The organism is Polaromonas sp. P4_F9, from assembly GCF_056401235.1.
This window is the reverse complement of sequence record NZ_JBFUJT010000004.1, coordinates 202,588-223,463: the sequence shown is the minus strand read 5'-3', so window position 1 is coordinate 223,463 and position 20,876 is coordinate 202,588. Positions and strand designations below refer to the sequence as shown.

At 64.5% G+C, this 20,876-nt stretch carries 21 protein-coding genes; 10 read left to right on the top strand and 11 right to left on the bottom strand.

Going from position 1 to position 20,876, the window contains the following annotated elements; all coding sequences use genetic code 11:
- The first annotated feature begins 23 nt into the window (after nucleotides 1-23).
- From ctaD to AC1DUB_RS05850, 7 genes are all read left to right on the top strand, one after another.
- On the top strand, nucleotides 24-1,790 hold the full coding sequence (gene ctaD, locus AC1DUB_RS05880) for a cytochrome c oxidase subunit I (RefSeq protein ID WP_477728705.1): 1,767 nt from the start codon (nucleotides 24-26) through the stop codon (nucleotides 1,788-1,790).
- The gene (locus AC1DUB_RS05875) at nucleotides 1,787-2,401 is read left to right on the top strand and encodes a cytochrome c oxidase subunit 3 family protein (RefSeq protein ID WP_477728704.1); all 615 of its coding nucleotides are present in this window, start codon (nucleotides 1,787-1,789) and stop codon (nucleotides 2,399-2,401) included. The genes ctaD and AC1DUB_RS05875 overlap by 4 nt, the downstream gene beginning before the upstream one ends.
- Before the next feature lie 26 nt (nucleotides 2,402-2,427).
- On the top strand, nucleotides 2,428-3,138 hold the full coding sequence (locus tag AC1DUB_RS05870; RefSeq protein WP_477728703.1) for a heme-copper oxidase subunit III family protein: 711 nt from the start codon (nucleotides 2,428-2,430) through the stop codon (nucleotides 3,136-3,138).
- Between the two features lie 23 nt (nucleotides 3,139-3,161).
- The gene (locus AC1DUB_RS05865) at nucleotides 3,162-3,503 is read left to right on the top strand and encodes a cytochrome C oxidase subunit IV family protein (RefSeq protein ID WP_477717611.1); all 342 of its coding nucleotides are present in this window, start codon (nucleotides 3,162-3,164) and stop codon (nucleotides 3,501-3,503) included.
- A 138-nt stretch (nucleotides 3,504-3,641) separates the two neighbouring features.
- The gene (locus AC1DUB_RS05860) at nucleotides 3,642-4,364 is read left to right on the top strand and encodes a ribonuclease activity regulator RraA (protein ID WP_477728702.1); all 723 of its coding nucleotides are present in this window, start codon (nucleotides 3,642-3,644) and stop codon (nucleotides 4,362-4,364) included.
- 364 nt (nucleotides 4,365-4,728) lie between these two features.
- Complete coding sequence (locus tag AC1DUB_RS05855) at nucleotides 4,729-6,015, top strand: MEDS domain-containing protein (protein ID WP_477728701.1); 1,287 nt, start codon at nucleotides 4,729-4,731, stop codon at nucleotides 6,013-6,015.
- Nucleotides 6,012-6,665 (top strand): response regulator, encoded by a 654-nt coding sequence (locus AC1DUB_RS05850; protein WP_477728700.1) that lies wholly within the window; start codon nucleotides 6,012-6,014, stop codon nucleotides 6,663-6,665. Before AC1DUB_RS05855 ends, AC1DUB_RS05850 begins: the two co-directional genes overlap by 4 nt.
- Nucleotides 6,666-6,710: 45 nt before the next feature.
- On the opposite strand, the gene AC1DUB_RS05845 is transcribed toward AC1DUB_RS05850, so the two are convergent.
- The 3 genes from AC1DUB_RS05845 to AC1DUB_RS05835 form a co-directional block, all read right to left on the bottom strand.
- Complete coding sequence (locus tag AC1DUB_RS05845) at nucleotides 6,711-6,938, bottom strand: hypothetical protein (RefSeq protein WP_477728699.1); 228 nt, start codon at nucleotides 6,936-6,938, stop codon at nucleotides 6,711-6,713.
- A gap of 227 nt (nucleotides 6,939-7,165) precedes the next feature.
- Nucleotides 7,166-7,705 (bottom strand): phasin family protein, encoded by a 540-nt coding sequence (locus AC1DUB_RS05840; protein WP_477728698.1) that lies wholly within the window; start codon nucleotides 7,703-7,705, stop codon nucleotides 7,166-7,168.
- 343 nt (nucleotides 7,706-8,048) lie between these two features.
- Nucleotides 8,049-9,203 (bottom strand): patatin-like phospholipase family protein, encoded by a 1,155-nt coding sequence (locus AC1DUB_RS05835; protein ID WP_477728697.1) that lies wholly within the window; start codon nucleotides 9,201-9,203, stop codon nucleotides 8,049-8,051.
- A 215-nt stretch (nucleotides 9,204-9,418) separates the two neighbouring features.
- On the opposite strand from AC1DUB_RS05835, the gene AC1DUB_RS05830 reads away from it, so the two are divergent.
- Nucleotides 9,419-10,597: a fumarylacetoacetate hydrolase family protein gene (locus AC1DUB_RS05830; protein ID WP_477728696.1), complete on the top strand. Its 1,179-nt coding sequence runs from the start codon at nucleotides 9,419-9,421 to the stop codon at nucleotides 10,595-10,597.
- An 18-nt stretch (nucleotides 10,598-10,615) separates the two neighbouring features.
- Nucleotides 10,616-11,314 (top strand): 7-cyano-7-deazaguanine synthase QueC, encoded by a 699-nt coding sequence (queC, locus tag AC1DUB_RS05825; protein WP_477717619.1) that lies wholly within the window; start codon nucleotides 10,616-10,618, stop codon nucleotides 11,312-11,314.
- Between the two features lie 37 nt (nucleotides 11,315-11,351).
- Here the strand turns inward: queC and AC1DUB_RS05820 are convergent, their stop codons facing one another.
- The 8 genes from AC1DUB_RS05820 to ilvA all read right to left on the bottom strand — a co-directional run bounded on the left by AC1DUB_RS05820 (nucleotide 11,352) and on the right by ilvA (nucleotide 20,630).
- Nucleotides 11,352-12,962: an MFS transporter gene (locus tag AC1DUB_RS05820; RefSeq protein WP_477728695.1), complete on the bottom strand. Its 1,611-nt coding sequence runs from the start codon at nucleotides 12,960-12,962 to the stop codon at nucleotides 11,352-11,354.
- A 33-nt stretch (nucleotides 12,963-12,995) separates the two neighbouring features.
- Complete coding sequence (locus AC1DUB_RS05815) at nucleotides 12,996-14,861, bottom strand: ABC transporter ATP-binding protein/permease (RefSeq protein WP_477728694.1); 1,866 nt, start codon at nucleotides 14,859-14,861, stop codon at nucleotides 12,996-12,998.
- The gene (locus AC1DUB_RS05810) at nucleotides 14,858-15,844 is read right to left on the bottom strand and encodes a 5'-nucleotidase (RefSeq protein WP_477717622.1); all 987 of its coding nucleotides are present in this window, start codon (nucleotides 15,842-15,844) and stop codon (nucleotides 14,858-14,860) included. Before AC1DUB_RS05810 ends, AC1DUB_RS05815 begins: the two co-directional genes overlap by 4 nt.
- Before the next feature lie 171 nt (nucleotides 15,845-16,015).
- Nucleotides 16,016-16,564, bottom strand: coding sequence for a histidine phosphatase family protein (locus tag AC1DUB_RS05805; RefSeq protein ID WP_477728693.1), 549 nt, complete (start codon nucleotides 16,562-16,564; stop codon nucleotides 16,016-16,018).
- Nucleotides 16,565-16,738: 174 nt separating this feature from the next.
- A complete protein-coding gene (locus AC1DUB_RS05800; RefSeq protein ID WP_477728692.1) occupies nucleotides 16,739-17,587 on the bottom strand; it encodes an adenosylcobinamide-GDP ribazoletransferase in 849 nt (282 codons plus the stop codon).
- 62 nt (nucleotides 17,588-17,649) lie between these two features.
- The gene (gene cobT, locus AC1DUB_RS05795) at nucleotides 17,650-18,735 is read right to left on the bottom strand and encodes a nicotinate-nucleotide--dimethylbenzimidazole phosphoribosyltransferase (protein ID WP_477728691.1); all 1,086 of its coding nucleotides are present in this window, start codon (nucleotides 18,733-18,735) and stop codon (nucleotides 17,650-17,652) included.
- Nucleotides 18,732-18,995, bottom strand: coding sequence for a cysteine-rich CWC family protein (locus tag AC1DUB_RS05790; protein WP_477728690.1), 264 nt, complete (start codon nucleotides 18,993-18,995; stop codon nucleotides 18,732-18,734). The genes cobT and AC1DUB_RS05790 overlap by 4 nt, the downstream gene beginning before the upstream one ends.
- 12 nt (nucleotides 18,996-19,007) lie before the next feature.
- Nucleotides 19,008-20,630, bottom strand: a complete 1,623-nt coding sequence (gene ilvA, locus AC1DUB_RS05785) for a threonine ammonia-lyase, biosynthetic (RefSeq protein ID WP_477728689.1) — start codon at nucleotides 20,628-20,630, stop codon at nucleotides 19,008-19,010.
- On the opposite strand from ilvA, the gene AC1DUB_RS05780 reads away from it, so the two are divergent.
- Nucleotides 20,629-20,871, top strand: a complete 243-nt coding sequence (locus AC1DUB_RS05780) for a hypothetical protein (protein WP_477728688.1) — start codon at nucleotides 20,629-20,631, stop codon at nucleotides 20,869-20,871. The two genes, ilvA and AC1DUB_RS05780, sit on opposite strands and share 2 nt — an antisense overlap.
- The last annotated feature ends 5 nt before the right edge of the window (nucleotides 20,872-20,876 follow it).

The following is a 20,876-nucleotide window of genomic DNA, read 5'->3' as shown; positions in this document are numbered from 1 at the left end:
TGCGCCATTGAACGAGGAACACCATGGCCTACGCTGAAGACACTTCGCATCACCCGCAGAGCTTCTTGACCCGGTATGTCTGGAGCCAGGACCACAAGGTGATTGCCGTGCAGTACGCCTGCGTCGCCATCGCCGTGGGGCTGCTGGGGGTGGTGCTGTCCAATCTGATGCGGCTGCAGCTGGGTTTCCCGGGGCAGTTCGAGTTCATCAACGCCGAGCGCTACTACCAGTTTGTCACCATGCACGGGATGATCATGGTGATCTACCTGCTCACCGCGCTGTTCCTCGGCGGCTTCGGCAACTACCTGATCCCGTTGATGATCGGCGCGCGCGACATGGTGTTCCCCTACCTGAACATGCTGAGCTTCTGGGTCTATCTGCTCTCGGTGCTCGTGCTGATCGCGAGCTTCTTTGTGCCCGGCGGGCCCACCGGCGCGGGCTGGACGCTGTACCCGCCGCAGGCCATCCTGCCCGGCACGCCAGGACATGACTGGGGCATCATCCTCATGCTGGTGTCGCTGGTGATCTTCATCGTCGCCACTACGATGGGCGGGCTGAACTACGTGACCACGGTGCTGCAGGCGCGCTGCGAGGGCATGACGCTGCTGCGCATGCCGCTGGCGGTCTGGGGCATTTTCGTGGCGACGATTCTCGCGCTGCTGGCCTTCCCGGCGCTGTTCGTCAGCGGCGTGATGATGCTGCTCGACAAGACGCTGGGCACCAGCTTCTTCATGCCGGCGCTGGTGTCGATGGGCCAGGTGACCGGCTACAAGGGCGGCAGCCCGCTGCTGTTCCAGCACCTGTTCTGGTTCTTTGGCCACCCCGAGGTCTACATCGTGGCGCTGCCGGCCTTCGGCATCGTKTCSGACCTGATCAGCRYGCAYGCGCGCAAGRMCATCTTCGGCTACCGCATGATGGTCTGGGCSATCGTCATCATCGGKGCSYTGAGCTTCGTCGTGTGGGCACACCACATGTTCGTGAGCGGCATGAACCCGTGGTTCGGCTTCTTCTTTGCCACCAGCACGCTGATCATCGCGGTGCCCACCGCCATCAAGGTCTACAACTGGGTGCTGACGCTGTGGCGCGGCGACATTCACCTGACCGTGCCCATGCTGTTCACGCTAGCCTTCATCCTGACCTTTCTGGCCGGCGGACTGACGGGGCTGTTCCTGGGCAATGTGAGCGTGGACATCCCGCTGTCGGGCACCTACTTCGTGGTGGCGCACTTCCACATGGTGATGGGCGTGGCGCCGCTGCTGGTGGTGTTCGGCGGCATCTACCACTGGTTCCCGAAAGTCACGGGCCGCATGCTGGACGACCGGATCGGCAAGCTGCATTTCTGGATTACCTTCCTCGGCACATACGCCATCTACTTCCCCATGCACTACCTGGGCGTGCTGGGCATGCCGCGGCGCTACTACAACTTTGACGGCTACCAGTTCATCCCGGCCTCGGCGCATGCGCTGAACACCTTCATCACCGTGGCCGCGCTGATCGTCGGTGCGGCGCAGCTGCTGTTCATCTTCAACCTAGCCTGGAGCGCCTTCCGCGGCCGGCAGGCCAGCGCCAACCCCTGGCGCGCCGCCTCGCTGGAATGGCAGACGCCGCAGACACCGCCGGTGCACGGCAACTGGGGGCCGCGGCTGCCGGTGGTCTACCGCTGGGCCTATGCCTACAGTGTGCCGGGGGCATCTCAGGACTTCATTCCGCAAAACGCACCCCCCGAGGCTGGCGGCCAGGAACCGACGCCGCACCCCGCCCCGGGCAGGGCCAAGGGAGCGATCGCATGAACACGGCTGCTGCCTATCCACCCGGCGGCTGGCCGCCGGACCGCCGCGCGGCCAGCACCGGTACCGGCCTGTGGGCATTCATGGGTGTTGCCACCGCCTTGTTCTCGCTGTTCACCCTGGCCTATGCGATGCGCATGGACAGCGGTGACTGGTCGCCTATTGCCATGCCCTGGCAACTGTGGCTCAGTACAGGGCTGCTGGTCGCCGGCAGCGGGTGCCTGCAGCGGGCCGCCACCGCCGCGCGGGGTGATCACCCGGCCGCGGCGCGCACGCTGCTCGGGGCCGGCGGGGCCTGCGCGCTGGCTTTTCTGGGTGTGCAACTCTGGGCCTGGCAGGTGCTGCAAGCCGCGCAGGTGATGCCGGCCGGCAACCCGGCGGCCAGCTTCTTCTACCTGCTGACGGCCATGCACGGGCTCCACGTGATCGGGGGCCTGGCCGGCTGGGCGGTGACGGTGCGCGGTGCACGTCGCGCGGCCGGCCCGGCGTTCGCCTGGCGCGTTGCGCTGTGCGCGCGCTACTGGCACTTCCTGCTGGCCGTGTGGGTGGTGCTGTTTGCGACGCTCGGCTGGCTGACGCCGGAAGCCGTGCGCTGGATCTGCGGCACAGGCTGACGGCCAGCATGAACCCAGGAGGCTCCATGGACACCACGATATCGATGGCTTCACCCCCAAGCACCGCCGCCGCCAGCGCCGGTACGGTGGCCGGCTGGCGCGGGCTGGTGTCCGACTGGTCGTCCGACCGCGAGGCCTTCCACGTCTCGTGGGGCAAGGCGATGATGTGGATCTTTCTGCTCAGCGACACCTTCATCTTCAGCTGCTTCCTCACGGGCTACATGACGGTGCGCGTCTCGACCACCGTGCCCTGGCCCAACGCGAGCCAGGTATTCGCATTGCATGTGGGCGGCGCCGAGGTGCCGCTGCTGCTGATTGCCATCATGACCTTCGTGCTCATCAGCAGCAGCGGCACCATGGCCATGGCGGTGAACTGCGCCTACCGGCGTGACCGCATCAACGCGGCCGTGCTGATGATTGTGACTGCCACGCTGGGTGAGACCTTCGTCGCCATGCAGGCGTTCGAGTGGTCCAAGCTGATACTGGAGGAGGGCATACGGCCCTGGGGCAACCCGATGGGCGCGGCCCAGTTCGGCTCGGCCTTCTTCATGATCACCGGCTTTCACGGCCTGCATGTGACGGCCGGCGTCATCTACCTGCTGGTGGTGGCCACGCGCCTGCTGCGCGGCCGCTACGAACAGACGGGCAACTACCAGATCGTCGAGATCGCCGGGCTGTACTGGCACTTCGTCGACCTGGTCTGGGTGTTCATCTTTGCGTTGTTCTATCTCTGGTGACCGCCCCTGCTGAAAGGTTGACCATGTCCTCCTCCCAATCGCCATCCTCATCGCCATCTTCCTCCGGCCAGCAACATCCGATCGGCCTGTACCTCAAGGTCTGGGGCCTGCTTTTCGTGCTCAGCACGCTGTCCTACCTGGTGGATTACTTCCACTTCCAGGGCTACCTGCGCTGGGGCCTGATCCTGGTCTTCATGCTGCTCAAGGCCGGGCTCATCGTGGCGGTGTTCATGCACATGGCCTGGGAGCGGCTGGCGCTGGTCTATGCCATCCTGGTTCCGCCGCTGGCCGTGCTGGTGCTGGTCGGCCTGATGGCTGCCGAAGCCGACCACACTTTCATCACCCGGTTGCTGTTTTTCCGCTAGGGCAGGGTGGTCAGGGGACTGCCTGGAAGTAATGGCAGGAGCGTGACGGCATGAGCGTGACCCTGTGCGACGTGCGCGCCGGAAATCCGGTGCATCATTGCTACATCTATTGCTACATCTACCTCCATGGAGCTTCCAATGCCACAGACCCCGGTCATCCCGCTGAACCCAGAAGTAATCGAAACGCTCAAGCGCGTCACCACCGCCACCCTGGCCACGGTACTGCTCAAAAAGGGCCTGCGCAATGTCTGGATGCGCGGCACGCGCCCCCTGCGCCCCGATCAGCCGCGCCAGGTGGGGCGCGCCTTCACGCTACGGTTTGTGCCTGCCCGTGAAGACCTGGCCACGCCGGCCTCATGGGGCGCCCCGATTTCGACGCGCGCGGCCATCGAATCCATGCCCGAGGGCGTTGTCGCGGTGGTGGGCGCCCTGGGCGTGACCGATGCCGGTATCTTCGGCGACATTCTCTGCACCCGCATGCAAAAGCGCGGTGTCGCCGCGCTGGTCACCGATGGCGTGGTGCGCGATCTGCGGGGCGTGCTGGACACCGGCTTGCCCGTCTGGTGCCAGGGCACGGCCGCGCCGGCGTCGGTTACGGGACTGACATTCGTCAACTGGCAGGAGCCCATCGGCTGCGGCGGTGTCGCGGTGTTCCCCAATGATGTGGTCGTTGTTGATACCGATGGCGCGGTGCTGATTCCTGCTGCGCTGATCGACGAGGTTGTGGAGGCCGCGGTGGAGCATGAGCGTCTTGAGGAGTGGATCATGCAGCAGGTGAGCCTGGGTTCGCCGCTGCCCGGCCTGTACCCGCCCAACGAAGAAAACCGGGCGCGCTATGACGCCTGGCGGCGCGGGGCCTGAGCATCCGCTGGCGATGGCCTGGTGCTACTGGATTTCCTGACGCGGCGTCCGTGCGTTGCGCGTAGTGCCTGCCCGCCCGGGCAGGCCGAAGCGCATCGTCGGAGCCAGCGTCTGGCCGGCGGCGCTGACTGCGCTGGCCAACCATGGGCGTTGCGCGGAAGACCAGTGGTTTGCAACTATTTTTGTGATGGCATTAAGATGGATGCGCTTTTTTTGTAACGTCCACCGCAAGAACAGAGCGTACGTTTTTTCACACCTTGCAGATGCAGCCATGGTGGCTATGGTCCGGTACCTGGCCAGTTCCCTGCAGTTGCGTCAAAAAAATTACAGGCCGCAGTTGGAGCGGGCCATTGATGAGGGAGCCATGTGTTTTCATGAAGTCCAGTTTTACGAGCACGAGGCGTTTCTGGTTGCCAGGGTGGCCGGCCACGTCAGCGCTGCCTTGGACGCAGGTGACGCGGCCATAGTGATCGCCACGCCCGCGCATCGCGCGGCATTCGCGGGGCAGCTTCAGCGCGACGGCGTCGATACGCGCGAGCGGTTTATTTCGCTCGACGCCCGGCAAACGCTTGAGCAGTTCATGGTCAATGACTGGCCCGACGAAAGGCGCTTCACGGCTCTTCTGGGCGACATCATCTCTCAGACCACGCGGGGTGGCACGCTGCGGCTGCACGCTTTCGGGGAGATGGTGGCCCTGTTGTGCGCCGATGGCAAGCCGCAGGCGGCGCTGCGGCTGGAAGAGCTTTGGAACCAGCTTGCCACGCAGCATGCGTTCTCGCTGCTATGCGCCTATCCGGTCGATGCTTTTGGGGCGCAAGCGCCGTCGCAGGTATTCGACGCAATATGTTCGGCGCATTCGCATGTCAGCCCGTGTGAGGAGTACCAGGCGCTGCTTGCCGACCCGGACCGTTTTCACCGCACGATAGCGCGCCTGCAGCACAAGGCGCAATCGCTCGAACACGAGATCATGCGGCGCGAGGAAGCAGCGCGTGCCATCAGTCGCCTGGCCGCCCATCAGGAGCATATTCGCGAAGAGGAGCGCAAGCGGATCGCCCGGGAGATCCACGACGAGCTGGGCGGCCTGCTGACGGGTATCAAGGCCTACGTGTCGGTTGCACAGGAGCGCTGCGTGCAGCGAGGCCTGCCATCAGACCCGCAATTGGCCGACGCCGCCGATCTGGCCGATACCGCGCTGGCCAACGTGCGCCGGATCATCACGGATCTGCGGCCCAGCGTGCTCGACCAGTTGGGCGTTTGGGCGGCGATCGAGTGGTATGCGGGCCAGATTGAAAAGCAGGCGGGGCTGACTTGCCGGGTGGACATCGATGAAACGGAGGTTCTCGCCCAGCTCGATGCCAAATCCAGCAATGCGGTGTTTCGCATTGTCCAGGAAGCGTTGACCAATGTCGTGCGTCACGCTGGGGCCTCGCGGGTCGACATCCAGGTGCGACAGGCGGATGGCGCGGTGACCGTGGCAGTAGTGGACAACGGCAATGGCCTGGTTCGCATGGGGCAGCGTGAATCCTGGGGTATCGCCGGCATGCATGAGCGGGCACGCCACTGTGGCGCGGAACTGAAGATGATCCCGATGCCTGCGCAGGGTACGACGGTTGCCCTGCGCCTGCCATGGCCGCCCGGGAACCGGCAATGACGGGTCCCAGGATCCGGGTCCTGCTGGTGGATGACCATGCCGTTGTGCGCAATGGGGTGCGCTTGATGCTGGGCACCGCGCCCGACATCGACGTCACGGGAGAGGCGCCGACGGCGAAGGATGCCTTGAACCTGGCGAAGAAACAGGCGTTTGACGTGGCGCTGGTGGACATCGCATTGCCGGGGCGCAATGGGCTGGAGTTGCTGAAGATGTTGCGCGCGGAGCATCCCGGGCTCGCCGTACTGATGCTGAGCATGTATGCCGAGGATCTCTACGCCATGCGGGCACTCAAACACGGTGCGGCCGGCTACCTGACCAAGGACAGCCCCACCGCCAGCCTGATCGCCGCGGTGCGCAAGGCACACGCTGGCGGCAAGTACCTCAGCGCTGAACTGATCGATCAGCTGGCCGCCAATGTCGGTAGCACACGCGGCGGTCGCAGAAAAAAGGGCCATGAGTCGCTGACCGACCGCGAACTTGAAGTCCTCAAGCAGATCGTCGATGGCAAGAGTCTTGCCCGCATCGCCGCCGGCTTGCACCTGAGCGCCAGTACCATTACCACCTACCGTTCCCGCATCTGCGCAAAACTCGATATGCACAGCAATGCCGAGCTGACGCGCTACGCGATCGATAACAGCCTGGTTCAATAACGCTCGCTGCGTCACGTCACATCGCGATCGCCGGATGTGAAGACGCTAGTGAGATGGAGCGTAGCTCGAACGCCTGCGCTGCGGCCTGTCCAGCGCGCGCAGCACTGCAATGCCGAGGCCCGTGATTTGCAAATTGCTCCCGCCATCGGGTCTTCGTGGCAGACCCACCAGATTTTTTTCGATCAACGCACCGACATCCGGGTCGCCCAGGGCGATCTGCTCTGGTGCCCGGCTGATCAGAAACAATTTTGCCAATTCATGATGGGACAACATTCGCTTCTCCTGGGACAGCCTGCGCTCCGGGTAAGCTGGAGCGCGGCTGCGTGGTTGAATTAACGACATGCAAGAACCTGGCGATTGAAATGCGAAAAATCTGTTATTGACGGCAACTCATGGTGTGACAGAACATTGGATGGGGATGGCTGGGCGACAGCGACAAGCTGTCCTGGCAAATTTGTCTCCTCCAGCACCTCCGGCGATGTTTTTAACGGGCGGCTTCTTCAGGTCGACTTTTGATGCCCATTCACGCCGGTCCCCCTGGTCGTACCCGCGCTGGCAGTTTTCCAGGTGCCTGTGGCGAACTTCGTCGCCTCTTCCGTGGCGCGCGCGCTCAAGTCGTAAACCGATGAGGCCGCGTCCACCAACGGTTGCAGTGCCGCCAGCATCGGCGCCTGTCCAGCTGTGCTGACGCCAAGAATTTTCCGGGAGTTTTCCCGAATCTGTTCCGCCTGGGTCTGCATGCGCCTTGTAACCTCGGTCTGGCTCTCGCTGGCCATCTGGTAGAGGCCGCTCCAGTAGCTGATCATCGTCCGGGACTGGATGTTTACGAGCTTTCCCGATACGGCGACGAGTTCTTCAAAGTCCTTTGCCTCGTTGACCATGGCGGTGACCTGTGCATGGGATGCCAGGGCCTCGGTGATGGCGGCAAGCTGATGGCTGCGCAAACGTTTCGCGCCCTCCAGCGACCACCTGATCGTATCGCCTGTCGCCTTCAGGCTGGCACGGTGGAAATCGAAAAGGTGGTTGTTGGGTTGCGTCATGAACGTATTTTTTTTGAATAAGGAGTTGATAAACAGGGCGCTCTGGATGACCGGTTTTCATCGCCGCCTTCTTCGAATCACTGGCTTCGCTGGCCCCGTGTCCGATCACCTGCTGCGCTGAAGATGGTGCTCAAAACGTCTGAAGAGTTTGCGGCGGCTGCTGCCCTGGCGCTATCGTCAATTCCGTTCATCCCATGTCATGAATTCTGGGAAAAAAGTTGTAGTGATTCCACGACATAACAAGCTCTGCCGATAGCCTTGCACCGGGGCCTTGCGCGAGCCGCCCGGGGCTGCGGCGGCTAGCCGGAGCGTGCGGGTGCGGGCCGGCTCAGTTGAACCACTCTCAGCTGAACCATTTCTTCACGTCCACCGTTGACCGCCGCCCAACGCCCTCGTAGTGCGTCGAGAGCCAGGTGCCGGCCCTCTCGCGCCCCTGGTCCCGCAGCAGTTCAAGAAAGGGGCCGTGTGCCAGCAGTTTGGTTTCGGTGCGCTGCAGACTCACCAGCTCGGCGGAGTCGACCATGTGAAAGCGCATCTTCTGCAATCGCCGCTCCAGCCGTCCCATGGTCAGGAAGGTCGGGCTTGCAAACTCCGTCGCATGGGCGAACATGCGCATCTCGCGCATGAAGGTGGCGTTGAACGCCAGCTCCACAATGCGCGCCTCGATCTCCTCCACACTGCGCGGCGTGCCGTCGCGCTCGAGCGGACTCAGCAGGACCAGCAACACATCGCGTGAATCGCAGTCGTAGAACAGCGGAAACACCGCCGGGTTGGCCGAGTAGCCGCCATCCCAATACGGCTGGCCATCGATTTCCACCGAGTGATGGATCTTGGGCAGGCAGGCGGAGGCGAGCAGCACCTCGGCCGTGAGTTCATTTTCCCGAAACACGCGCAGCTTGCCGGTGTTCACCTGTGTGGCGCCAATGAACAGCTTGAACGGACTGCCTGCACGCAGGCGCTCGAAGTCGACCTGCCGGTTGAGCAGGTCGCGCAAGGGGTTCAGGTCCAGCGGGTTGAGCTGCGAGGGCGAGAAATACCCGGCCCAGTTCGCCAGCATCTTGCTGGCCGGCGACAGGCTGATGGCGTCGCCCTGCCCCTGGGTCATCATGCTCCAGGGCATCTGCTTTCCGACCTCGCCCCAGAAGTCGGCCAGGCCCTGGCGCGCGCCCTCACGCTGGCCCTTCATCCAGCCGTCTGCAAAAACCACGGCATTCATGGCGCCGGCACTGCTGCCGCTCAGGCCCTCGAACTGGATGCGCGGGTCTTCGAGCAGCGCGTCCAATACCCCCCAGGTGAAGGCCCCATGGGCGCCACCGCCCTGAAGCGCCAGGTTGAGCCGCTCCGGTGAAGAGCGCCGACCCAGCCAGCTTTTGGACGCCGTGCCGGGGCTGGATGCGGGGGCTGGCGCGGGACGGGGGCCCAGCAGGCGCTTGAGCCGTGCAAGGCTTGACTGCTTTGGGGCCTGGGGGCGTCGTGGTGTTGCTCCTCTGTCGATCAAATGAACTCCTTCACGGCGGGCGAAATGCCCTGCAGGTGTCGGTTCAGTATAGGGTTTTCCCGTATAAAACAGCGCAAACTCATTTGACCTTGCAAAAAAGAGGTTGAATGACCGACAGTACGGCCCGGTGACGAGCCGGGGCCTTGCAGCGCTGTAGCATTGGGGCTGCAACCCAGTAATCACCCGTTAATAAGCGTTCCATTCGCCACACCACCATGAAAAATTTATTGAGCCCGTCCGCGACCCTGCCTGTTGACGCCCCCGATGCACTGCTGATCGGCCGGGTCTGGGTCGAGGGCTCCGGCCCTGTGCTGGCGCTGGTCAATCCCGGCGGCGTGTTTGACCTCTCCAGCCTGGCGCCAACTGCGAGCCAGCTGCTGGAGTTGCCGGACCTGGCCAAGGCCGTGCGTGCTGCCGCGCCGTCGCTGCCGCGCCTGGCGGGCACCGCCGAGGTGCTGGCCAATTCGCATGCGGACGCGCACGACCCGAAACTGCCCTGGCTGCTCGCGCCTTGCGACCTGCAGGCCATCAAGGCGGCGGGGGTCACGTTTGTGGCTTCCATGCTGGAGCGGGTGATTGAAGAGCAGGCAGGCGGTGACGCCAGCAAGGCAGAGTCCGTGCGCCGCGCGGTGGTTGATGTGATGGGCGAGAACCTCAGCAGCATCAAGCCTGGTTCGCCGGAGGCGGCCCAGCTCAAGGAGGTGCTGATTGTCCAGGGCGTCTGGTCGCAATACCTGGAGGTCGGCATTGGGCCCGACGCGGAAATCTTCACCAAGAGCCAGCCCATGAGCGCGGTGGGCACGGGCGCTGAAGTCGGTCTGCATCCGCACAGCCACTGGAACAACCCCGAGCCTGAAATCGTGCTGGCGGTGAATTCACGCGGTGAAGTGCAGGGCGCTTCGCTGGGCAATGACGTCAACCTGCGTGACTTTGAAGGACGCAGCGCGCTGCTGCTGGGCAAGGCCAAGGACAACAACGCTTCGTGCGCCATCGGCCCCTTCATCCGCCTGCTGGACGACCACTTCACCATGGACGATGTGCGCCGCAGCGAGCTGGCCATGACGGTGACCGGGCCGGAGGGTTTTGAAATGAAAGGCGGCAGTTCGCTGAGCCTGATCAGCCGTGACCCACTGGACCTGGTGGCCCAGGCGATTGGCGCCAACCACCAGTATCCCGATGGCTTCATGCTGTTTCTGGGGACCATGTTCGCACCCACGCAGGACCGGCACGGCCCTGGCCAGGGCTTCACCCATGTGGTGGGCGACCTGGTGACGGTGGCGACGCCGCAGCTGGGCAGCCTGGTGAACCGCGTCACCACGTCGGACAAGGCTGCGCCCTGGACTTTCGGCGTCACGGCGTTGATGCAGGGCCTGGCGCGCCGCGGCCTGCTGTAGAAAGGGGTGGAGCCGGCCATGCATACCTCCGCACTCGTGCTGTTTTCCGGGGGGCAGGATTCGACCACCTGCCTGGCCCAGGCGCTCTCCAAATACGAGCGCGTGGAGACTGTCGCCTTTGATTACGGCCAGCGCCACAAGGTCGAGCTGGATGCACGCCTGAATGTGCTGCGCGAAATCAAGAGCCGGTTTCCGCACTGGGCGCCCAAGCTGGGCGAAGACCATCTGCTCGACCTGGCCGTGCTGGGGCAGGTGAGCGATACCTCGCTGACGCGCGACGTGGCCTTCAAGATGGAAAACTCGGGCCTGCCCAACACCTTTGTGCCGGGGCGCAACCTGCTGTTTCTCACGCTGGCGGCCGCGCTGGCCTACCGGCGCGATTTGCAGGTGCTGGTGACCGGCGTTTGCGAAACCGATTTTTCAGGCTACCCCGACTGCCGCGACGACACCATCAAGGCCATGCAGCTCGCGCTCTCGCTGGGCATGGACAAACGCTTTTTGATCGAGACACCGTTGATGTGGATCGACAAGGCCGACACCTGGCGCTTGGCCCATGCGCTGGGCGGCCAGGCGCTGGTCGAGCTGATCATCGAGCACACCCACACCTGCTACCTGGGCGACCGCACGCACCGGCAGGCCTGGGGCTACGGCTGCGGGCAATGTCCGGCCTGCGAGCTGCGGGCCCGGGGCTACGCCGGTTATGTGGGGACGCCCTGAGCTTCACGGCTCAGCGCGCTGCAGCAATACCAGCCCCTCAGCTGCCTTCCACGAGGCAGCGGTTGACCAGGGGCGGCTCTTCGCTGACATGGAAAGCGAGCTTGCGTTCGCGCAGCGCCACGTCGCTGGCGGTCACGCGGTCGAAGCGACGCAGGTGTTCGGTCCACGACTCGTCAATGATCTGCTCGATGTAGCGGCCCGGGTTGCCGATGTCGCGCAGCAGCGCCCAGTCGAGTGCTCCCTGGCGCAGGCGGCTGCGGCGGCTTTCCTGCATCAGCGCACGAAAATCGTCGGCACGGGCCGGATCGATCAGGTATTCAATGGTGACCACCACATGACCTGCGCCGGGCGGTACGTCGGCCACCGGCACCTTGAATTGACGTGACGGCGTCATGTCTTCCTCAATGCTGAGGTCCATTACCCAGCGCTGGGCCAGCAGCATGGTGACGGTACCGCTCAGGGCGGCAATCAGCAGGCCCGTCGGCACACTGGTGAGCGTGGCTACCTGGCCCCACAGGGCGGCGCCGAGGGCGCTGGCGCCCATGATGGCCATCTGGTACATCGACATGCCGCGTGCCCGTACCCAGTCTGGCAGTGACAGCTGGGCCGATACGCTGAGCGAATTGGCGCAGGAGATCCAGGCCATGCCATTGAGCAGCATGGCCGGCACGGCGACATAGACATTCGGCGCCAGCGCCATCACGGCGGTGGAGGCCGACTGCAGCACGGTGGAGCGCAGCACCAGCGTGTCGCGCGGCATCATCTGGCGCAGGCGCGGCAGGTACATGGCGGCGATGATGGCCCCCGCACCCATGGAGGCCAGCAGCAGCGTGAAGGTGCCGGCACCGCCGCCGTGCAGGTTGCGCGCTACCAGCGGCAGGAGCGCCAGCAGGGCGGTGGAATGCAGGAAAAACAGCGAGACGCGCAGCAGCACCGCACGCAGGCGGTGGGACTGGCTGACAAACTGAAGCCCTACGCGCATGGCGCTGACCAGGCGTTCGCGCCCCAGCGGGCTGGGTACATGGTCGCGCCGCCAGCGCATGATGATGAAGCCCGAGATGACCGACAGCACGGCATTGAGAACAAACACCCAGGCGGTGCCGGCACTGGCGATCAGCGCGCCCGCCACCAGCGGTCCGACGATGCGCGAGGCATTCATGGCCACACCGTTCAAGGCCAGCGCGGCCGGCAACTGCGGGCGCGGCACCAGCTCGGGCACGATGGCGGCGAACACCGGCCAGCGCATGGCCAGCCCGATGCCGTTGGCAAAGGTCAGGGCCAGCAGCAGCGGCGGCGTCATCACGCCCGAGATCACGGCGATGCACAGCAGCGTGGCCACGCCGGCAATCCAGAACTGCGTCATGATGAAGTAGCGCCGGCGGTCCAGGATGTCGGCCAGCGCACCGCTGGGCAGGCCGAGCAGGAAGACCGGCAGGGTCGAGGCCGACTGCACCAGCGCCACCCAGAGCGGCGTGGTGGTCATGGACGTCATCATCCAGGCGGCGGCCACGTCGTTCATCCACATGCAGATGTTGGCCACCAGCCAGGTGCTCCACAGCATGCGGAACACCGGGTAGGTGATGGGCGTCCATGGCGAAAGCGATTCAGCGGCGGACGGTGGCGTTGCCTTGAGTGGTTCTTCGGGCATTCAGTGATTTTTCCGTATTTCTTTCGTGTGTCTTCAGAGGGTCTGCTGCGGCCGGCTTTCGTGCAGCCGGTAGAGCACGGGTCCACCCGGCGGCAATTTTTCCAGTTCCCAGAGTCTGCTGTGAAAAGCCGCCGCCGTGGGGCGGTGGGCAATCGAGACGATGCCGCCATGCATGGCCTTCACATGCGCCAGCAGTTTTTCATACAGCGTTTTCTCGGCCGCTTCGTCCAGCGCGCTGGTCGCTTCATCGGCAAAAATCCAGGCGGGCTTTTTCAGCAGCACCCGGGCAATCGCCAAGCGCTGCTGCTCGCCGCCCGACAGCTTCTGGGTCCAGGCATCCTTGTCGTCCAGCCGGCTGGCCAGCTGGGGCAGCAGCGCGTCAGACAGCGCCTGCTTCAGGGCTTCGTCACTGTAGCGCGCGGCCGGCTGCGGGTAGGCCAGCGCATCGCGCAGCGCGCCGTCGGGGAAATAGGGACGCTGCGGAATGAACATCGCATCCCGCGGCAGCTGTGTCTGGCCTCGCGAGAACGGCCAGATGCCCGCCAGCGCCCGGAACAGCGTGGACTTGCCGCTGCCCGACGGCCCCTTCACCAGCACGCTTTCGCCGGGTGCCGCCTGCACGGACACGCCGCTCAGCAGCGTAGCGCCCGAGGGCAGGGCCAGCGTCAGGTCGCGGGCCGCGAGCGTGTCAGCCCCGGCCAGCGGGGAGGCTTCGTTCGCTCTCAAATTAGTAGCCAGTTGCGCGCGTCCTTGCTCGGTCATTGCCGCGATGTTGTCTTCAAAGCTGGTCAGGCGGTCGGTCGTGGCGCGCCACGCGGCCAGGCTGCTGTAGTTGTCGACCAGCCAGCTCAGCGAGTCCTGCACCCGCCCGAAGGCCGACGCGATCTGCATCAGCTCGCCGAGCTGGATGGCGCCGCTGAAAAACCGCGGCGCCGCGACGATAAAGGGAAACACCACGGCAGCCTGGCCAAAGAAGTTGGTGAACCACACCAGGTTTTTCTGCTTTTTGATCAGCAGCAGGTAGTTGGCCAGCACGGCGGAAAAGCGGGTGTCCAGGTGAGCGCGCTCCACGGTTTCGCCCTTGTCCAGCGCAATCGCCTCGCTGTATTCGCGCACCCGCACCATGTGGTGGCGAAAGTCGGCTTCGTAACGCTGTTGCAGGAAGTTGAGCCTGATCTGCGGGCGGCCGATGTAGTGCGTGAGCACGCTGCCCAGGGCGCAGTAAAGCACGGCCATCCAGACCATGAAACCCGGAATGCTGTAGCTGGTGCCGCCCAGCGTGAATGCGAAAGCACCCGAGAGCGACCAGAGGATGCCGACAAAGCTGAGCAGCGTGACCACCGCATTGAGCAGGCCCATGCTCAGTGAAATGCTGTAGGAGGTGAAGAGGTTGATGTCTTCCTGGATACGCTGGTCCGGGTTGTCCGGGGCGTCCTTCGTGTTCAGTGCGTCTTTGGCTGCGCCGGTGAAGCGGCCCAGCTCCAGCTTGTAAAACGCGTGATCGGCGAGCCAGCGTTTCAGGTAGTGTGTCGTCATCCAGGCGCGCCAGCGCACCTCCAGCAACTGGGTGAGGTAGAAGCGGTACACCGCAATCAGGATGAAGGCGAAGGCGAGGTAGGTAAAGCGCCCCAGTTGCGTCCAGAACACTGCCGCGTCCTTGTTTTGCAAGGCGTCGTAAAACACCCGGTTCCATTCATTGAGCAGCACCAGCATGTAGACCGCGCCCAGGTTCAGCACGACGATGGCCAGCAGCAGGCCGCGCGCTTTCCATTTGTCTTCTGACTGGAAGTAAGGCGCCGACAGGGCCCAGACGCGTGCGCCGAACAGCCTGAAGGCGCTGAATTTGGCGAGGAAGCCGGCGGGGCCGGGCGTGCTGGCAGTGCTGGCAGGAACATTCATTCTGGCAAACCTTTTGGTGACAACTGGTTGGATACGCCGCTGGCCACGTGGCCCGAGGGCACATGCTGGGCCGCCGAGTGCACATGGCCAGTCTGGTCGTCAAAGAAAAAATCGGGCTCGAACTCGCGCAGGAACTCGCCCTTGGCCAGCCCGCCGAGGAACATCGCTTCATCGACTTCGATGTTCCAGTCCATCAGCGTGCGGATGGCGCGCTCGTGCGCCGGGGCGCTGCGCGCGGTGACCAGCGCGGTGCGTATGCGCATGCGCGAGGTGCCCGCCTGCTGCAGGCGGTGCAGCGCCTCCAGCAGCGGTTTGAACGGCCCGGCCAGCAGCGGCTGCGTGGCCTTGTCGCGCTCGTGCTGCTGGAAGGCCGTGAGGCCCTGCGACTGGAAGACGCGCTCGGCCTCGTCGGAGAACAGCACCGCATCGCCGTCAAAAGCGATGCGCACTTCATGCGGATGCGCGTCGCTGGCGCGCACCGAATGCGGGTACACCTGTGCGGCGGGCACGCCGGCAACCAGCGCGTCGCGCACGTCGCTGAGGTGGGCCGACAAAAAGAGGTTGGCATGCAGGGGCTTCAGGTAGCGCCACGGCGCTTCGCCGCGGTTGAAGGTGCCGCGCTCGATCTTCAGGCCGTAATGCTGCGCCGAACGGAACACGCGCATGCCCGAGACCGGGTCGTTGCGCGACAGGATCACCACCTCCACCCGCTGGCTCGGCGCGGCCGGGCTGGCCGCTTCGCCCTGGCTTTCAGGGGCGTCATTGAACGCCAGCAGTTTCTTGACCAGCGAGAACGCCACGCCGGGCTTGGCCGGCACGTCGAGCCGCTCCAGCTGCAGCTTCATGTAGGCCGCATCTTTTTTGGCCCCCGGCGGCGCCTCCTGCATCAGGCCCGTTTCAAAAATACGGTTCTCTTCCTCGAAATCAAACAGCGCGCGCGACGAGATCGCCACCACGAGCTGACCGTCCAGATTTGCTGCCATGTTGTGATGCCTTGGTGTTGTTAGGTCGGTTTTGGGTATGGCTTCATTTGGCGCTGATCACCCGTGTGCGACGCGATACCAGCAGACGCCGCGGAACTGGCTCTGCCAGGCCGCAGGTGTCGCCCCCTGCAAGGGGGGAGGCGGCTACACGCAGTGAGCAAGCAACGGGGGTCATTTCAGATCCAGTGTGCACCATTGTCCATAAGCCGGTGCGTCCCTCGGCCACTGGTCGGCACGAGCGACCTGGCGCACGCCGCGCGCCAGCAGGTGCACCGCCCGCATGACGCCTGCGTGCGTGATCCACAGCGTGCCTGCCGGGCCCTGCAATTCGTCGAAGGCGGAGGCGACGCGCGCCATCACCTGGCTGACGCTTTCTCCGTCGCGGCCGACGGCGCAGTTCGCAAAGTCGTCGGTCCATGCCTGCAGCTCGGCCGGGGCAATGTCCTGCCAGGCGCGGCCCTCCCACTGGCCGAAATCCATTTCCTGCAGGCGCGGGTCTGTTTCATACGCCAAATCGGGTCGCAGCCCTTGCAAAATCCTGGAGAGCTGCTCACATCTTTGTAGCGGTGAGCTGGCCACCCGGGTGCCGCCGGGCAGCACGTGCGCCAGTGCCTGCGCACATTGCGCTGTCGCGCCAGCGTCGGCCGCCACCGGGTGCCGGCCATAGCAAATGCCCGGCGCGATCAAGGGCTGCGCATGACGGACCAGCCAGAGCTTCATCGTGGAAAGGCCCTCTGGCGCATTTTTGAAGCGACAAGCGTGGGGGGCCTATCAAGGTAAGGTGAGGTCTTAACCCAGCAGGGGCCGCGGAACCGGCTTTGCCGGGCCGCAGGCGCAGCGGCCCCCTCGGGGGGCAGTGCAGTACGCGAAGCGACAAGCGTGGGGGCCATATATCTACAGGCTGATGGCCAGACCCAGGTAGAAGGCGATTTCGCAGACCTGCTGCGTGGCGCCGAGGCAGTCACCGGTGAAACCTTGCAGCCGCCGTTTGAAGAGCGCCCCCATCCACAACAGCGCCAGCATGGCAAAGCTGCAGGCCGCTATCAAACTGAGAGCGTCCAGCGCCAGACTTGCCAGAGCCAGCACGACAAATGACCAGATGAATGCGACCAACAGGCTGCCCTGGGAGATCTGGTCGGCCAGCGGCTTGGACTTGGAGCTTGCGGTGTTGCCGACGTGCGGCAGCAGCCAGATCAGCAACAGCGGCAGGCCGCGCGAGACCACGTGGCCCGTCAGCAGCGCGGCGCAGATGTACCAATTGCTGAAAGGGGCGTCGTCCCCGCCCTCGGGAAGGCCGCCCTCGACCGAGCCCAGCATTGCCAGCAGGGCAACCTTGCCCAGCAGCGCCAGCATCAGCGCCATGGCGCCAAACGCACCCACGCGCGAGTCTTTCATGATCTCCAGCGCGCGGTCGCGGTCCTGGCTGCCGCCCAGGCCATCGGCCACATCGGCCAGCCCGTCTTCATGAAAACCGCCCGTCAACAGCACGGTGGCGGCGGTGGACAGGACGGCGGCCACCAGCGGTGTGAAGGGGGTGTCGGGCAGCAGGGCCTGCAATAACCAATACACCAGTGCCGCCAGTGTGCCAACCAGGATGCCGATGCCCGGAAAGTGGCCGGCGCTGGCGCGCAGCAGTTCGGGGCTGTAGCCTACCCAGTCGGCCAGCCGCCCCACGACGGGTATGCGGGTGAAGAACTGGACGGCGAGCAGGTACTCGCGCACAAATTGGCTGATCAGGTTCATGAGAATGTCATGGCGGCGTTATGTTGGTGCCATGGCGACATCGCGGCGAGATCCTGGCGCATTCAGGGGCTCTCCTTGCCGCTCACGCCGGCCGAGTCAAAGCTGGCCATCTCGTCCAGGAACAGCGCCGCCGACTGCACCAGCGGCCAGGCCAGCAGGGCGCCCGTGCCTTCTCCCAGCCGCAGGTCGAGTTCAAGCAGCGGCGTGGCCTTCAGGTGGGCGAGCAGCAGGCCGTGGCCGCGCTCGGCCGAGCGGTGGCAGAACACCAGGTAGTCGCGCACCTGCGGCGCCAGGGCGTGGGCCACCAGCGCCGCGGCGCCGGCGATGAAACCGTCGACCAGCACGACGCGGCGTTCGCTGGCGGCCTGCAGCATCGCGCCGCACATCATGGCAATTTCAAAACCACCAAGCGCGGCGAGCGCGTCAAGCGGCCGGGTGGCATCGGCATGGCGTTCCAGGGCGCGCATCAGCACGCCTTGCTTGTGCAGCAACTGCGGGTCGGTCAGGCCCGTGCCGCGCCCGGTTGCGTCCTCCAGGCTGGCGCCGGCCAGCCGCGCAAACAGCAGGGCCGCCGCCGAGGTGTTGGCAATCCCCATTTCGCCCAGCGCCACCACATTGCCTGGCAGGGCCCGCACGACGGCCATGCCCGCCTGAAGCGCCGCATGGGCCTCGGCCAGCGACATGGCGGGCTCGCTGCAGAGGTTGCGCGTGCCGTGCGCGATCTTGCGCTGCAGCAGTTGCGGATGCGCGGGCAGTTCAGCCGCGACGCCGGCGTCGACCACGTGCAGTGCAAAGCCATGCTGGCGGGCAAACACATTGACGGCTGCGCCGCCGGCCAGCATGTTGCCAACCATCTGCACGGTGACGGCCTGCGGATAGGCTGAAACGCCTTCTGCGGCAATGCCGTGGTCGGCCGCAAACACCACCATTTGCGGCTCGTGCAGCGTGACGGTCTCGCGGCGCTGGATCAGGCCCAGCTGCAGCGCCAGGCCTTCCAGCGCACCCAGCGCGCCCACGGGCTTGGTCTTGTGGTCGATCCTGTGCTGCAGCCGGTCCGCCAGCGCGGCGTCGGCGATGGGCGCGATCACCGGGAGGTGCAGGGCCGGGTGAGAAGAGGAGACAGGGGGGAAAGAGGTGGTGGCAGTCATCGGACACGGTTCTCGGTGATCAGCTGGAGGCAGGCCGGGCAGTAGCACGAGGCGGCGCTGGCTCTGTCAGCGCTTGCCTCCCGGCTCTCCGGGGGCGTTGAAGCAGGCACGGGCATCACGTGCGGCAGCTTGACGCACCAGCATTGCGCGTCGCCGGCCACCATGCCGCAGCGAAAGCCGGCGCCGCAGCGTGGACACACCGAGGTGGGGGACAAGCCGGCCCCCGGTGTTTCTGGTGATGGCGTGCCTTGTGATGTCATGCGTTGGTCCGCTCAGCTCTGTAGAAACAGCCGGTAGACGGGGTTGTCGGTTTCTTCCACGTGGGGGTAGCCCAGCGTGTCCAGAAAGGCCTTGAAGGCCTTGTTGTCGCTCTTGGGCACCTGCAGGCCCACCAGGATGCGGCCATAGTCGGCGCCCTGGTTGCGGTAGTGAAAGAGGCTGATGTTCCAGCCCGGCTGCATGCTGGACAAAAATTTCATCAGCGCGCCGGGCCGCTCGGGAAAGATGAAGCGCAGCAGGCGTTCGTCTTTGGACAGCGCGCTGTGCCCGCCCACCATGTGGCGTATATGCTCCTTGGCGAGCTCGTCATGCGTGAGGTCGAGCGCCTTGAAGCCGTGGCGGGAGAAGTTGGCTGCGATCTTGCTGCTCTCGCCCTTGGCCGAGGTGGTCAGGCCCACAAAGACATGGGCTTTCTCGTCGTCGCTGATGCGGTAGTTGAACTCGGTCACGCTGCGTGGGCCGCCGGGCAACTCGCCGATCAGTTCGCAAAAGTGCCGGAAGCTGCCGCGCTCTTCGGGAATCGTCACGGCAAACAGCGCCTCGCGCTCCTCGCCCACTTCGGCCCGCTCGGCCACAAAACGCAGGCGGTCGAAGTTCATGTTGGCGCCGCACAAAATGGCTGCGTAGGTTTCGCCCTTGGTCTTGTGCGTGGCCACGTACTGCTTGATGGCGGCCACGGCCAGCGCGCCGGCAGGCTCCACGATGCTGCGCGTGTCCACAAACACGTCCTTGATGGCGGCGCACACCGCGTCGGTGTCCACGCTGATGAATTCGTCGACCAGTTCGCGGCTGATGCGAAAGGTTTCCTCGCCCACCAGCTTGACGGCCGTGCCGTCTGAAAACAGGCCCACGTCGTGCAAGGCCACGCGCTTTTTCGCGCTCACCGACTGCATCATCGCGTCGGAGTCGTTCATCTGCACGCCGATGACCTTGATCTCGGGTCGCACCGCCTTGATGTAGTTCGCAACGCCGGAAATCAGGCCGCCGCCGCCAATGGCGACAAACACCGCATCGAGCCGGCTGGAGCCCAGGCTTTGCAGCTGCATCAGGATTTCCATGGCAATCGTGCCCTGGCCGGCAATCACGTCCGGATCGTCAAATGGGTGCACAAAGGTCAGGCCGCGCTTTTTTTCCAGCAACACGGCATGGGCGTGGGCATCCGAGTAGCTATCGCCGTGCAGCACCACTTCGGCGCCCCAGCCTTTGACCGCGTCGATCTTGACCTGCGGCGTGGTCGTCGGCATCACCACCACGGCGCGGGTGCCGAGTTTTTGCGCGCTCAGGGCGACACCTTGGGCATGGTTGCCGGCCGAGGCGCAAATCACGCCTTTTTTGAGCTGGGCACTGCTGAGGTGCGCCATCTTGTTGTAGGCGCCGCGCAGCTTGAAGCTGAAGACGGGCTGCTGGTCTTCGCGCTTGAGCAGCACGGTATTGTTCAGCCGCCGGCCCAGGTTTTTCGCGGGCTCCAGGGCCGATTCCAGCGCGACGTCATAGACCCGCGCGGTGAGGATTTTTTTCAGGTAATCGGCGGGCTTGAGGCCTTGCGCAGACACTTTGCGTGCGGTTTTGGCCGCTTGAGGGGAGGGGGGGGCAGCAGGGGGAGTGTGGGTTGGCATGTTTTTCTCGCAGTCCAACATCATAGTGGGCAAGAAAAAAGACCCAGACCTTGCGGTCTGGGCCTATAAATCCACCCTTAGAGGAGTGGAGGAGACAACCAGTGCAAAAATACAAAACCGCTATGGTTTGTTTTTGTATTGCTGCGATGATTTCAGTATAGCCGGAGCAATGCTGCGCTGCACAATATATGTGGCAAAAATTCGACATTTCCAGCGTTTTGGTTATAAATTTTTTGCATAAGGAGT